We start from the raw sequence: 13,818 nt of genomic DNA on the forward strand, positions 1-13,818 counted from the left end.
GTTTCGACCCTCCTAGCGGACGATGGCCAGCAGCTCGGCCAGATCCCTAATTTCGTATTTGGGCTTCAGCCCGCTGCCGTTGGTTTTGTTCAAAGGATTGAACCAGCACGTATCAATGCCATAGTTGATGCCGCCCTGGATGTCGGAAGTCAGCGAATCGCCGACGATCAGCACGCGGGCCTTATCGGCTGCGGACAAGCCCAGTTTGGCGAAGGCATAATCAAAAATGCCCGTCTCCGGCTTCTGGCTGCCGGCCACCTCGGAAATAATAATCTCCTCGAATGCTTCCCGCAGCGGCGAACCGCCGATCCGCGAGAGCTGCACATCCCGGATGCCGTTGGTGATCACCGCGAGCCGGCAGTCCTTCAGCGCTCCGAGCAGCTCCACCGCCCCTTGGATAAGGAACGTTCCTTCGCCCAGAAAGCGCAAATAGGCATCACTGAAGGCTTCAGGATCGTATTCCAGTTTATTTTCGGCAAACAAGCGGTTAAACCGCTCTACCCGCAGTACCGCGGAGGAGATGCGTCCCTGCTCCAGATCCTTCCACAGCGCAGCGTTGATCGCCTTGTAGCTGTCCGCATACGTTTCCGCACCCGTCGGCAGCCCGAAATGGGCAAAAGCCTGGTACAACGCATTGCTTTCCGCCATGCCGTAATCAAACAGCGTATCGTCGGCGTCGAATAAAATCACATCGTATTTCATGCCGGAATTCCCTCCTGGTTCGTCTAATCGACATTGGTATGTCTTCTGCGATATAATTTAGAGGACATGCTTAAATAAATCAACGGTGGTGATTGTCATTTTTTACGTCTTATCGTTTCTGCTGTCGTTTTTTATTGTCAATGCGCTGATTCCTCCGCTGGCCAAGCTGGCATTCCGGCTTGATTTTGTCGACCGGCCCCGTAAGGACGTCGAACGCAAAATTCACCGTGAACCGATTCCGCTGACCGCAAGCTATGCCATCTTTATCGGTTTTTTCATTACATACCTGGTTACCGCCCGCGATTTTTCGCTGGAGACGCTCGCGCTGTTTGTCGGCGGGGTGCTCCTGCTTACCATAGGCACGATTGATGATTGGTACAAAACCAAAGGCAAAGACTTTCCCGCGCTGCCCAAATTCCTGGTGCAGATTACGGCGGCCGTGCTTGTCTACCTCTCCGGGAATGCATTTACCGGATTTTATAATCCCTTCTCCGGGGAATACCTGGTTCTGCCGGTCGTGCTGCAATTTCTGCTGACCATCATTTGGATCTTCGGCGTGACGACGGTCATCAATTTCTCCGACGGCATGGATGGACTTGCGGGCGGCCTGACGGCGATTTCGGCGGCTACACTGTTTGTCGTAGCATTGGCCAAAGGCCAATCCGCTTCGGCGCTGATGGCGATTACGCTCGTTGGCGTAACCCTTGCTTATTTACGTTATAACAAACCGCCGGCCAAAATCTTCATGGGCGACGCCGGAGCGACCTTCCTCGGCTTCATGCTCGCCGTCATCGCGCTGGATGGCGCGTTCAAGCAGGCGACTGTGTTGTCGCTGTTTATTCCGATTCTGGCGCTCGGCGTGCCGATCTTCGACAATCTGTTCGTCGTGATTAAACGCTTCATGCAGCGCAAGCCGATCTACCAGGCGGATGCCACGCAGGTGCATTACCGGCTGCTGAAAGCCGGGCTCACCCAGAAGCAGGTGGTCGCCGTGCTGTATCTCGTCAGCGTTTGCCTGTCGCTATCGTCGATCATCCTGCTGCTGATTCAAACCTAAAGATGATGGATGCGACAGCCGCCAGATTTTTCGCATTCGCTGATTCATACACCCTCTCACAGGAAAAATAGGCAGAAAAACTCCCGCTAATTTGCGGGAGGCCGCCGCCTTCCGCTGCAACCATCAAGCATACAAAAAAGCCGCTGCGTTCAGCGGCTTTTTTGTATGCATTCGCTCAGCTCCCGGTAGATGCCGACGATTTCTTCCAACGGCATGCGGACAAGGCCGCTGGAGGACGGGGCGACGAATTCGCGCACCCCGTCGACGACCGGCACGCCCTCCTGAAACCCCCATCCCGCTTTGGCATTGCGGCTGAATTCGGTGTAGACGCCTTTGCCGACAAAACAGGCGATGTCCGGACGGTACCGCTCCAGCTTCTCGCGCAGTACTTCCCGCCCTTGCGCATATTCCTCGCGGGTAATATCCTCGGCGCCGCGCGTCGGGCGGGCGACGATATTCGTGAAGCCGTAGCCCAGCTTCAGCAGTTCTCCATCCTCCGCGGCCCGGTACAGCCGCGGGGTCAGCCCGGACTGATGCAGAATGCGCCAGAAATTGTTGCGCGGATTGGCATAGTGATGGCCGAGCTCGCCGGAAATCGGGCTCGGATTAAAGCCGATAAATACGACCTGCAAACCATGGTCCAAATGATCGGGAATCTCGTTCATTTGCGCTCACCTCCTGATGCAGGGCTAACCAAACGGCGGCAGACGCCCCTTTAAATCAGCCCGCGCCTTGAATGCCGCATACCGGCTAGCGGATCAGCGCCTTCAGCGCCGGCGTAAGATCCTGTTCTTCGAGCATAACATAGTTGGCCGGCTCGTTGGGATCGGGATACTCTATTTTAACCAAATATGCCCCTGATGCACGTACTACATACCGCTGGCGGTCCAGCACATCCGCAATGGCTGCTTGATCTTCCGTCTTCCATGCTCGATTTTCGCCTTCGGCTTGGGTAAAATAGGCCTGCAAATCCCCGTAATACCCGGCTTGATCAGTACCGCCCAAAGCACCGGGCACGATTTCCACGGACTTGATCTGCTGCGGTAGCGTGCGTATTTTAGCAGTATACCCGTTCTTCTCGAACCATGTCGTCATTTCGTCAAACGACGGATACCAATAATAACTGTAATAGGCCTGGTACCCGGACTCGTCCGGCTTGACGAGGGTTTGAAAGGACGCGTACGGCATCTGATTGCCCGTTTGATCCGCGTAGGACATGTTCAGGTTTTCTTTTTCAAGGAGCGCCTTGAGCTCGGCAACCTCTCCGGGATCGGAGATATTCAGCACCTTATCCCCGTTGGTGATCCGGAAGCCCTCCACTTCCGCATTCAAAGCGTACAGCTTGTATTCCTTCCGTTTGAACTCCGCATTCTCCATCAACGCTTTCAGTTCCGGTTCGAATCCCGCGGACGGCACCCAGTAGGCCCGGTGCAGGGTCCGGCCGTTATTCAGCTTATACACGAAATCATAATATCTGTATGTGCGATTCGAGTTTGCCGAAGTATCCATTACAGGACGGGCCGTTGCCAATGCCTGATGAAGCCCGCGCGCCGCCGCAATATAACTTTTATCAGAAGAAAACATCGGTTCCGCTTGAGACGGAGAGTCGGTCATAAACGAATCTTCGGCGTACATCCGGTACTCGTCTCCGACATATGCAGCGGTGATGCGATCGGTATCCGGAACCCGGGCCTCATAGCCGTTCCAATTGCTCACCGGAAGGTAGATGACAATCCCAAGCAGCACAGCGTAAACCGCAAACTCCCGTACGGCTTTCCTTGAGAGCACATGCCAGGATTTGCGGATCACCATCTCCGCGGCGAGGTATCCGATCAGCGCCCCGGCCAGATAACCGGCGATAACCCAGCCCGGATACTTGTCTTTCAAGCTGCCGAAATACGTACCGCACAGCAGCATCGCGCATAACATGACTCCCGCTTTAAACAATGGATTGAAATAAGTGAATACAATGGCATAACCCGACTTCTCGGCGTGGCGTTTCCGGTACAGCAAATACGAAAGCGCAGTGAACAGCACGCTAAGCCCGGCATACACCCAAAGCTTCACCCCACCGACCGGAGAACTGACTGCAAACAGCATGGTGTATACCGGCGACCAGTCCCCCATGTCTCCGTATATGCCGTCATAATTGGGATACCCGTACAAATACATGCTAAAATGCTTGTCGAGCAGCATGAGCAAGAAAGCGGGCAGCAGCATTAATATGTAAATCACAATGCCCTGAAGCACGGTCTGTCCCATGCAAATTCCGACAAAAACGCTGAACACATAGAAAAATAGCGTGATGACGCTTGCGGTGACGCACCAGTTCCATACGTCGGCCGCCTGATAAGCGTAGCCGTTCGAATCGAGCGGCATCAGGAGACCCGACAGCAAGCTGACCAGCCATACCGGCACCAGCAGAAGGAACAGGCCGCTGGCCATATGGTTGAACAGCAGCTGTCCGCGTCGCAGCGGCAGGCTATGCCATAAATCGGACGGATGTTTCGCCTGCAGGTAACGGAATTGGAACAAGGCCGCGGCAACCGGCACGATCAGGATAAACAGTGTCTGCACGTTGTCTGCGATTTGAAAAAGATTGTGTATCTCCTGCGCCGGCACATCCTCCTGATGCGCTAGCAGCATCTGCAGCGGCAAAGCAAACAAAAGCCCCAGCAAATAGATGATTCCGACCCAGCCGTGCTGGCGCATATTTTGGCGGAGGACTCCGCCGTTAAACAAGTAGCGGCTGCGCGTCATAACCGGCATCCCCCATTTCATAAATAAAGATTTCTTCGAGCGTCAGCGGCAGCAAATCGAGCACATAGGGATCGTATACGCGAAATGTCTGCTCGATCCGCGGGCGGTCGCCTTTGACGATATACAAATTGACGCTGCCGCGGGCCTCGTGATGCAGCACCTGAAGTTTGGCCGTAAGCGCCGCAGCATGCCGTTCATCCCGGAAAGCCACCTGTACCTTGTGCGTGTCCGACTTCAGCTCATCCAGCTCCTTCTCCACCAGCATCCGGCCCTGATGCATAATGCCGATGTGATCGCATAAATCCTCGATTTCACGCAGGTTATGCGATGAGATCATCACCGTCAGGCTGCGGTCCGCCACTTCCTGAAACAGCAGATTTTTAATTTGCCGGCGCATCACCGGGTCCAGCCCGTCGATCGGTTCGTCCATGATCAGCACCTCCGGCATGCAGCTGAGCGCCAGCAGGAATGCCGCCTGCCGCTGCATCCCTTTGGAGAACCGGCTAAGCTTGCGTTTCGGGTCCAGACGGAATACGGTTTCCAGTTCTTTGAACCGCTCCTCGCTCCACTTCGGGTATACCGCACGGTAAAAATCGGCCATCACCCGGAGCGTAGCCTGTGGAAAAAAATACGGCGTATCCGGCATGAAAATAATTCCGCTCTTCGTATCGGGCTGCTCGAACACCGCTTTGCCGCCGATCTGAACGTTGCCTTGCTCCGGCCGGTAAATACCGGCAAGCATTTTGAGCAGCGTCGTCTTGCCTGCACCGTTGGACCCGAGCAAGCCGTAGATCGCGCCTTTGCCGACGGAAAGCGAAATGCCGTCGACCGCCTTCTCCTCTTGAAAACTTTTGCTGACGTCCTGAACGTCAATCATTGCTCTCCCTCCTTTTTCTGTTCCAGCGCCTGCCGGTACAACGCCCCGATCTCGTGTTCGGTAAAACCTAGAAATACCGCCTCGGCCATTAGGCGCAGCAGTTCTTCGCGGATCTCGTTTTTTTTGCCGCCACGCAGCTCCGGCCCGAGCGGCGCTACAAAGCTGCCTTTTCCTTGAAGCGAGTAAATGTACCCTTCCCGTTCCAGCTCCCGGTAAGCTTTCTGAATCGTATTCGGATTGACGGTGAGCTGCGAGGATAAGGTCCTGACGGAAGGAAGCTGTTCGTCCGGCTGCAACACTCCATGAATGACCATCTCTTTAATCTTCTCGATCAGCTGTTCATAGATCGGCTTGCGGCTGCGGATATCCAGTTCGAACAATCGCGTTCCTCCTTTCTGAAATGCGGATTGGAAATATCAGGTGTATTAACTGTATTACTATTATTAATACAGTTTAACATGGATGTCAACGACAAAAAAACGGTCCGCAGGACCGTCTTTTCAATGATGGCATTCCGCAATCTTATTCCGCGCGATGCTCTGCAATGCTATTCCGCGGCCGGAAGCGGCGGGGTTTCCGCAAGGGCATTCGCATTCGCCTGCTTCGCTTTCCGCCGTTTGTCGCTCGTCAGCGCAAACAGAATGCCGGGGATCATCAACATCCCGGCCAGTTCATAGGTCCGGCTGAACGCCCGCTCGGCCGCATGCCGCTGACTAAGGCCCGCCTGAGCCAGCAGTCTTCCGGCTTCACGGAGCTGCCCCTCCCGGTCGGCCAAAAACGCCTGCTGTTCCTCTACACCGAGTTTGGCCGCGGCTGCGTCCGCCTGCTCCATCAGTGCAGCCGACAATTCGGCTTCCGATGCGCCGCTCTCCTCACTGCTTCCACTAGCAGAAGCAGCATCCTCTACGACCGCGCGCAGAAACGGCTGGAGTGCGGCATCCGTCTCGATAGCCTGTGCGGCCTTGATGCCGGCTTCCCGTTGCCCGTCATCCATATGCCCTTGCAGGGCGGTGACGATAATCGCCACACCGATGACGCTGCCAAGCGCTTTGGCCATGTTGACGGCGCCGGAAGCGATGCCGACCTTCTCTTCCGGCACGTTGCGGGCCGTGGACGACATCACCGGCGCCATAGTGAAACCTGTGCCCAGCCCGGCCAGAACCAGGCGTATGATCACGTCCGCAAGCGAGGAATCCGCATGCAGCCCGCTGAGCCAATACGAAGCGCAAGTCATCAGCGCAATGCCCAGCGCCGCAAAGCCGTTGCTGCCGTACTTGGCCGACAGTGGGCCGGAGATGGCCGAACTGAACATCGAGCCCAGCGCGACCACCGACAGCAGCAGTCCTGCCTTCAGTTCCGTCATCCCCATCATCCGGGTCAGAAAAAAGGACGTCAGCAGCGAAATATTCATCAGCGCCGCCCCGACGATCAGCATCGTCAGTACCGCACCGTCGAAGCTGCGGAACCGGAGCAGCGACAGCGGCAGCATCGGTTCCTTGGCCTTCCATTGGATTAGGACAAACAGTGCCAGGAAAAGCGTTCCCGCGACAAGACCGATGATCGTACGGTTGGAATCCCAACCGTAATCCTGCACCTTGATCAGCGTATAGGCGATGCAGAACATCGCCGCAGAGATACCGGCAATGCCGAAATAATCGATTCTCCGGCTGGCCGAATCATCCCGCGATTCATCAATGAACCGCAGCGTAAGCACGATGCTGAGCAGCCCCAGCGGTACGTTGACGAAGAAGATCCATTTCCAGTCGAGATGCTGCATAATTACGCCGCCAAGCGCCGGGCCGCTGGCTGCCGCCACCCCGGAAACCGCGCCCCAGATGCCGATAATCGTGCCATGCATTTCTTTGGGAAACGTTGTGGTCGTCAGCGGGATGGTCACCGGAACGATGATCGCCCCCGCCAGTCCTTGAAGCACCCGCAGCAAGACAAGCACGCCTAACGTAGGCGCGAATCCTGCCAGCAGCGACGTCACGGTAAACAGCGCGACTCCGACAATAAACACCCTTTTCCGGCCAAATTGATCGGCCAAACGCGCCGCCGTCAAAATAAATACGGCAAACGCCAGATTGTACCCGTTCATTACCCAGGAAATTTTCGTCACGTTTCCTCCGAAAAACCGCGTCATCTCCGGCAAAGCGATGTTGGTAATTGTCGTATCCAGCAATGCGATGAAGAAGCCCAGTACGATTGCTGTAAACGAAAACGCCCTCCGCATTCCAATACTCATTTTTCGCACCTCCAATAATGTGAACCATAGTTCATATTTTGATTATATGAACCACGGTTCACATTTGTCAATCAAAAAATGAACTTGAGTTCATATTTTATTGACAGCAAAAAAACGCTCTACTACAATCGAACTAGAAGGGAGTCGGCGATCCATGAACGAAACGGAAGACAAAACCCGTACGCCACGGCAGGACCGCGGCATCAAAACGAAAGAAGCCATTCTCCAGGCATCTATGAAGCTTTTTGCCGAAAAAGGCTATTACCAGACGAATACGAAGCAAATCGCCGCCGCCGCAGGCGTATCGACCGGGAGCTTCTACTCCTACTATCTGGATAAGCGGGCGGTATTCATCGATATTTTGCATATCTATAACCAGGCGCTGCTCGCGAGGATCGACGCCGCATTGGCGGATGTGGATTTCCAAACCGGCGATACCCGCCAGCTGATGGCCCATCTTGTGGATGCGCTGCTTCAGTCCCATGAACCGTTTGTCGGGATCCATAAGGAGCTGTCCATCCTGTACCTGAGCGACGATGAAATCAAACAGCTGATGGACGAGCAATACGAGATCGGCCGCCGCCAGACCTTGGCGTATCTTCGGATGGGCGGGGATGAACTGAAAACGGATGATCCCGAAGCCGCTGCAGTGATCGTATATGAAGCCGTCGGGGCGGTAATCGACTCCATCGCTTTTTCCAAACAGCGGATCGCTCCCGACCGGCTCAAACGCCAGCTTGTGGAGATGCTCGCAAAATATTTAACGACATGAAGTGCATAGCCGGGTTTATGGACAGTCAGCGTTTTGCTTTCCTTTTCCCGGCACATGCCGATTTGCCGCAAATCACCGAATATCAAAAAATCCGTTGCACGAAGTGCAACGGAATCAAAGAAATCCTGTTTTAGGGCGCAATCTATTGTACTAAATACAACGGCGGCGCAACATCGCCGCACCTCACTTTTCTCAACGTTTATCCTTCCAGAAATTCACCGGCGGCATCCCGTCCGTAATTACTCCGAAGGTGTATCCTTCCTGCTTCAATGATTCCAGCAAATGCGGCAGCACGGTCAGATCGGCCTTTTGATCATGCATCAAAATGACCGGATTCGTACCCGCCTTCTTCAGCTTATGTACCTGTGACATTACATTGCCATAAACCGCGCTGCGGTCTTCTTTGTACATCCAGTCGTCGGAATCGACGTTCCAATCCCATAAGTGGAACCCTTGCGCCAGCACTTTGTCCCGGTAGGCTTTCGTGAAATAAGGCTTGCTGCCGTACGGCGGCCGGATCAGCGAAGTGCCCGTTCCCGTCAGTTTTTCCAGCGTCTTATCCGCCTGTACCATTTCACCCAGCGCCGCTGCCGGCGATGCATAAAACTTCTCCTTGCGGTGCGTCGTCCCGTGCAGCCCCAGCCCATGGCCGTCCCGGGCAATTCGTTTCACGGCGGCAGGGTAACGGTTCATATTGGGACCCAGCATAAAAAAGGTTGCTTTAACCCCATACTTGTCCAGCAGGTCCAAAAGTTGCCCTGTCGATGCCGATGGTCCGTCGTCAAACGTTAAATATACCGTTTTCCCCGCGGTTCCGGCGGATGGTGCAGGCGATGCCGGCGCAGGCGGTTTCAAATCGGCGGCATACCGGCTAATAAAACCAAGGTCATCGAGCGTCGCCGAAGCGCTGCGGATACGCAGCAAATAGTCCGAAGGAGAATAGGAAATGCTATAGCCAAGCTTGGCAAAAAGGCGCAGCGGAACCATTAGCATTCCATTTTGATTAAAGGTTTCAGCCGCCGCGGTCGTTCCATCCGCATACAGGACGCCGCCTTCTTTCATCAGTTTGAAAGAGCCGCCCCCGGCATTGACCGAGATGCCATCCGGCAGGCCGGTCATCGTTCCGTTCAATGCCTCGGTAAGCGGGCGAAGTGGAACATAATAGACATCCTTGACCGGAATAGCCTCGATTGCCGAAACTTGATCCTCCACGGACAGGCGCAGCTTTAGAGGTTCGCCTGCCGCTTTTGCGCCTGGAACGGCAACCGAGAACAAGAGGAATAATGAGAACAATACAAGCATTATTTTTTTAATAGACACTTTGAAGCTGCTCCCATCTATGTATATTTATCTATCACTCTATCATAGACGGGGCTTTGGGAAATGGAGAGTTTGTTACCTCCGGCCTAAAAAATTGTAAACCTTTATTTCTGTGAAAATAATCACATTTTACAGTTTTAATTCGCAATGCGTCGCAGCAGCGTCGAATACTGTCGTATCAAGTAAAACGGCGGATAAACACCCTTGAAAAGGCGCATTCTATTTGTGACGAAAATAGCAACATTTGTGAAACTGTGAACAAATGTTGAACTTTATTAAAGGAAGCTTAAAGCGCATGGTTACAGTGATTTTAATCATATCGTCTCCATCAAGACGTCAATTGTTCACATATATTTAACATAATGGTCATTTTTGAGGACGATTCTAGATTTTATGACAAAATATGGTTTTTGCAATCTGGTTAAGTAGTTCTTACTATAGAAACAGGTTGATTGAGGACCACGACTAGCTCGGCTAAGAAAAGAGTAATGAAGGAAGGAGCTTTATATGAAAAAGAAGGGACCGTTATACGCATTGTTTCTCAGCCTGATCCTCCTTCTGCCAGGATGCAGTTCGCTGACTGTCCTGAATCCGAAGGGGCCGGCTGCCCGTACATTGTCGGACACCATCATCCTGTCGATCCTCGTGATGGCTTTTGTCCTGGCGGTAGTCTACATCCTGTACATCTTCGTGCTCGTGAAATACCGGGCCAAAAAGAGCAACGAGGGATATATCCCCGAGGATGAGGAGGGCAACAAGGTACTTGAAGCGATCTGGATCATCATCCCGATCATCATCGTAACCTTCTTGTCTGTCGTTACCGTCAAAACCACTCACACCGTCGAAAATGTCGCAGCCGATTACAAGGATCAGAAGCCGCTCGTCATCTATGCTTCTTCCTCCAACTGGAAATGGCATTTCAGCTATCCTGAAGAAGGCATCGAGACCGTGAACTACGTCAATATTCCGGTACATCGTGCCGTGGAATTCAGACTGTATTCCTACGGGCCGATCACCAGCTTCTGGATCCCGCAGCTCGGCGGGCAAAAGTATGCGATGAGCGACATGCTCACCGAACTGAATCTTTCTTCGGACGCGGTAGGTTCTTATTTGGGCCGCAACTCGAACTTTAGCGGTAAGGGATATGCCCAAATGGAATTCGAAACGCTGGTCATGAGCGACAAGGATTACTCCGATTGGGTCAAAGAGGTCAAGGACACCGCTCCGCAGCTGAGCGAAGAGGAGTTCAAAACCCTTCTGGCGACCGATTTCGTCGGCCGTAAAACGTATTCCTCCACGCATTTGGAGTTCAGCCCGCCACCGGGAGAACACAGCGAGCATATGAGTCAAAACGGTTCGGAAATGAATATGGACAACGGAAGCACGGAGCATCAGGATAACAAGGAAATCCATCCGTCGGCCGAACCGGATACCGAGTTTGACAGCAAACCCGATCCGGAGCTTCAGGAGCCGGTTCCTACTTCGTCCGTAGACGAACATACACACAATAACTAGTCCTGGTACTATTTTCGAAAGGAGCCACCCTAATGGATTGGGATAAATTTAAGGTTCATGGCGAACCGCTGATCTACGGTGCCATGGTGAGCATCGTGCTCGTCAGCATCGGGATTGTCGTCGGACTGACCTATTTTAAAAAATGGGGTTATCTCTGGCGCGAATGGCTGACTACCGTAGACCATAAACGGATCGGCGTCATGTACATTCTCGCCGCGCTGCTGATGTTGTTCCGCGGCGGCATCGACGCCATGATGATGCGTCTGCAGACGGCGGCGCCGGAAATGAAATTTCTCGACGCCCAGCATTACAACGAGGTCTTCACCACTCACGGCTTGATCATGATCCTCTTCATGGCGATGCCGTTTATTATCGGTCTGATGAACGTGGTTGTGCCGCTGCAGATCGGCGCGCGCGACGTCGCGTTTCCGCGGCTGAACGCCGTCAGCTTCTGGCTCTTCTTCTTCGGAGCCATGCTGCTGAACATCTCCTTCGTCGTCGGCGGTTCGCCGGATGCCGGCTGGTCGGCGTATTTCCCGCTCGCCAGCACTGAGTTCAGCCCGACCGTCGGCAACAACTATTATTCCCTGGCGCTGCAGATTTCCGGTATCGGGACGCTGATGACCGGCGTCAACTTTATCGTAACGATCCTCAAGATGCGCGCACCGGGCATGAAGCTGATGAAAATGCCGATGTTTACCTGGTCCGTGCTGATCACCAATATCATCATCGTCTTTGCATTCCCTGTGCTCACCGTGGCGCTGGCGCTCATGATGTTCGACCGGCTGTTCGGCTCACAATTCTTTACGATGGCCAACGGCGGCATGGATATGCTCTGGGCCAACCTGTTCTGGGTATGGGGCCATCCGGAAGTCTATATCGTTATCCTGCCGGCTTTCGGGATTTACAGTGAAATCATTGCCACCTTCTCCAAGAAAAACCTGTACGGCTATACCTCCATGGTCGCCAGTATGGTTATCATCTCTCTCTTGTCCTTCCTCGTATGGGCGCATCACTTCTATACGATGGGTCAAGGCGTCATGGTCAACGGCTTCTTCTCGATCACTACGATGGCGATCGCCGTACCGACCGGGGTCAAAATCTTCAACTGGCTGTTCACCCTGCGAAAGGGGCGGATCAGCTTTACGACGCCGATGCTTTATTCGCTGGCGTTCATCCCGATCTTTACGATCGGCGGCGTTACCGGCGTCATGCTGGCCATGGCCAGCGCCGACTATCAGTATCACAACACGATGTTCCTGGTCGCGCATTTCCACTATGTGCTGATCCCAGGTGCGGTATTCGCCGTAATCGCCGGGTTCCATTACTGGTTCCCTAAAGTGTTCGGCTTCCGCCTGAACGAACGTCTCGGCAAACATGCTTTCTGGTGGATCATCATTTCGTTTAACGTCACCTTCTTCCCGCTGTTCTTCCTGGGACTGATGGGCATGACGCGGCGGATGTACACCTACTCTGCAGATACCGGCTTCGGCCCGCTGAATATGCTCTCCTTCGTGGGCGCCTGCGGCCTTGCGATCGGTTTCCTGCTGCTCGTGTACAACATCTACTGGAGCACACGGTACATGCCGCGGGAAAAGAACGGCGATCCGTGGGATGCACGCACGCTCGAATGGGCGACCAGCAGCCCGATCCCGGCTTACAACTTTGCGGTTGTGCCTAAAGTAACGACGCGCGATCCGCTCTGGGCGGAAAAACGCGGTAAAACAAAGCTGTTCGAAGACAAAATCACCAAAATCCATATGCCTAGCAACAGCGGCAAACCGTTCGTGCTCGGCGTCATCTTCTTCTTCCTGGGCTTCTTCCTCGTCTTCAGCATGTGGATTCCGGCCATCGTTGCCGGCATCGGCGTTCTGATTACACTGGCAACCATGTCCTTCGACCGGGATCACGGCTTCTATATTCCGGCAGAAGAAGTTATCGAGACTGAAAAGAAACTGCGGGGTGAGACTGTATGAAAATAGATGCGTCCAAGCCGCTTGAATATTCAACGGAAGAGAACAGCAACAAGATTTTCGGTTTCTGGGTCTTCCTCGGAGCTGAAATTCCGCTTTTCGCTACATTGTTTACGGTATTCTTCGTTATGGTTAACCGCTATGCCAGCGGTCCGAGCGGTTCGGAGCTGTTCGAGATCGGTCCTGTACTGGTCGAAACATTCCTGCTCCTCACCAGCTCGTTCACCATCGGCCTTGCGGTTCACGCCATGCGGCTCGGCTACAAAAAAGCGATGATGGCCTTTATGGCCGTCACGCTGCTGATGGGCCTGGGGTTCCTTGGCATTGAAATCAATGAATTTTTCACTTATGTCCATGAGGGCGCAACCCTCCAGACCAGCGGCTTCCTCTCCAGCCTGTTCGTGCTGCTGGGCACGCACGGTGCCCACGTCAGCTTCGGCTTCCTGTGGGGAACAGTGATTATGATTCAGCTTTGGCGTCAAGGCATCACGAAAGAGAACGCCAACAAGACTTTCATCTTCTCGCTGTTCTGGCACTTCCTGGACGTAGTCTGGATCTTCATCTTCAGCTACGTCTACCTGAAAGGACTGATGTGAC

The 13,818-nt window shown here is 53.8% G+C and carries 12 protein-coding genes; 5 read left to right on the forward strand and 7 right to left on the reverse strand.

The window, feature by feature from the left end:
* Positions 1-12 precede the first annotated feature (12 nt).
* Positions 13-702, reverse strand: a complete 690-nt coding sequence (locus BMW84_RS14295; RefSeq protein ID WP_091069530.1) for a YjjG family noncanonical pyrimidine nucleotidase — start codon at positions 700-702, stop codon at positions 13-15.
* Between the two features lie 88 nt (positions 703-790).
* Between BMW84_RS14295 and BMW84_RS14300 the strand changes: the two genes are divergently transcribed.
* Positions 791-1,759: an MraY family glycosyltransferase gene (locus BMW84_RS14300; RefSeq protein ID WP_091069766.1), complete on the forward strand. Its 969-nt coding sequence runs from the start codon at positions 791-793 to the stop codon at positions 1,757-1,759.
* Between the two features lie 149 nt (positions 1,760-1,908).
* Here the strand turns inward: BMW84_RS14300 and BMW84_RS14305 are convergent, their stop codons facing one another.
* The 5 genes from BMW84_RS14305 to BMW84_RS14325 all read right to left on the reverse strand — a co-directional run bounded on the left by BMW84_RS14305 (position 1,909) and on the right by BMW84_RS14325 (position 7,641).
* Positions 1,909-2,424, reverse strand: a complete 516-nt coding sequence (locus tag BMW84_RS14305; RefSeq protein ID WP_091069532.1) for a mismatch-specific DNA-glycosylase — start codon at positions 2,422-2,424, stop codon at positions 1,909-1,911.
* 85 nt (positions 2,425-2,509) lie between these two features.
* Entirely contained in the window at positions 2,510-4,519 is a 2,010-nt protein-coding gene (locus BMW84_RS14310) for a DUF6449 domain-containing protein (RefSeq protein ID WP_091069533.1), read from the reverse strand.
* Positions 4,494-5,396, reverse strand: coding sequence for an ABC transporter ATP-binding protein (locus BMW84_RS14315; RefSeq protein WP_091069535.1), 903 nt, complete (start codon positions 5,394-5,396; stop codon positions 4,494-4,496). Before BMW84_RS14315 ends, BMW84_RS14310 begins: the two co-directional genes overlap by 26 nt.
* Positions 5,393-5,776 carry a GntR family transcriptional regulator gene (locus BMW84_RS14320; RefSeq protein WP_091069536.1) on the reverse strand — a complete coding sequence of 128 codons (384 nt, stop codon included), beginning with the start codon at positions 5,774-5,776 and terminating at the stop codon, positions 5,393-5,395. Before BMW84_RS14320 ends, BMW84_RS14315 begins: the two co-directional genes overlap by 4 nt.
* Before the next feature lie 167 nt (positions 5,777-5,943).
* A complete protein-coding gene (locus BMW84_RS14325; protein ID WP_091069538.1) occupies positions 5,944-7,641 on the reverse strand; it encodes an MFS transporter in 1,698 nt (565 codons plus the stop codon).
* 154 nt (positions 7,642-7,795) lie between these two features.
* Here BMW84_RS14325 and BMW84_RS14330 point away from each other — a divergent pair, with 154 nt between their 5' ends.
* The gene (locus BMW84_RS14330) at positions 7,796-8,413 is read left to right on the forward strand and encodes a TetR/AcrR family transcriptional regulator (protein WP_091069539.1); all 618 of its coding nucleotides are present in this window, start codon (positions 7,796-7,798) and stop codon (positions 8,411-8,413) included.
* A gap of 192 nt (positions 8,414-8,605) precedes the next feature.
* On the opposite strand, the gene BMW84_RS14335 is transcribed toward BMW84_RS14330, so the two are convergent.
* Entirely contained in the window at positions 8,606-9,733 is a 1,128-nt protein-coding gene (locus BMW84_RS14335) for a polysaccharide deacetylase family protein (RefSeq protein WP_254772990.1), read from the reverse strand.
* Positions 9,734-10,240: 507 nt separating this feature from the next.
* On the opposite strand from BMW84_RS14335, the gene qoxA reads away from it, so the two are divergent.
* From qoxA to BMW84_RS14350, 3 genes are read left to right on the forward strand one after another with little or no spacing between them, the layout of a single operon-like run.
* A complete protein-coding gene (gene qoxA, locus BMW84_RS14340) occupies positions 10,241-11,248 on the forward strand; it encodes a cytochrome aa3 quinol oxidase subunit II (protein ID WP_091069541.1) in 1,008 nt (335 codons plus the stop codon).
* 32 nt (positions 11,249-11,280) lie between these two features.
* Positions 11,281-13,224: a cytochrome aa3 quinol oxidase subunit I gene (gene qoxB / locus BMW84_RS14345; protein ID WP_091069542.1), complete on the forward strand. Its 1,944-nt coding sequence runs from the start codon at positions 11,281-11,283 to the stop codon at positions 13,222-13,224.
* Positions 13,221-13,817 (forward strand): cytochrome (ubi)quinol oxidase subunit III, encoded by a 597-nt coding sequence (locus BMW84_RS14350; protein ID WP_091069548.1) that lies wholly within the window; start codon positions 13,221-13,223, stop codon positions 13,815-13,817. Before qoxB ends, BMW84_RS14350 begins: the two co-directional genes overlap by 4 nt.
* Position 13,818: the final 1 nt, after the last annotated feature.

It is taken from the genome of Paenibacillus sp. NFR01, assembly GCF_900111565.1.
In the GTDB taxonomy this organism is placed as follows: Bacteria; Bacillota; Bacilli; order Paenibacillales; family Paenibacillaceae; genus Paenibacillus_AQ.

What these genes read in the sequence shown, in the direction of transcription:
- BMW84_RS14310 (WP_091069533.1), bottom strand. Translation starts at nt 4,519, where the DNA reads ATGACGCGCAGCCGCTACTTGTTTAACGGCGGAGTCCTCCGCCAAAAT.
- BMW84_RS14295 (WP_091069530.1), bottom strand. Translation starts at nt 702, where the DNA reads ATGAAATACGATGTGATTTTATTCGACGCCGACGATACGCTGTTTGAT.
- BMW84_RS14350 (WP_091069548.1), top strand. Translation starts at nt 13,221, where the DNA reads ATGAAAATAGATGCGTCCAAGCCGCTTGAATATTCAACGGAAGAGAAC.
- qoxB (WP_091069542.1), top strand. Translation starts at nt 11,281, where the DNA reads ATGGATTGGGATAAATTTAAGGTTCATGGCGAACCGCTGATCTACGGT.
- BMW84_RS14330 (WP_091069539.1), top strand. Translation starts at nt 7,796, where the DNA reads ATGAACGAAACGGAAGACAAAACCCGTACGCCACGGCAGGACCGCGGC.
- BMW84_RS14315 (WP_091069535.1), bottom strand. Translation starts at nt 5,396, where the DNA reads ATGATTGACGTTCAGGACGTCAGCAAAAGTTTTCAAGAGGAGAAGGCG.
- BMW84_RS14325 (WP_091069538.1), bottom strand. Translation starts at nt 7,641, where the DNA reads ATGAGTATTGGAATGCGGAGGGCGTTTTCGTTTACAGCAATCGTACTG.
- qoxA (WP_091069541.1), top strand. Translation starts at nt 10,241, where the DNA reads ATGAAAAAGAAGGGACCGTTATACGCATTGTTTCTCAGCCTGATCCTC.
- BMW84_RS14305 (WP_091069532.1), bottom strand. Translation starts at nt 2,424, where the DNA reads ATGAACGAGATTCCCGATCATTTGGACCATGGTTTGCAGGTCGTATTT.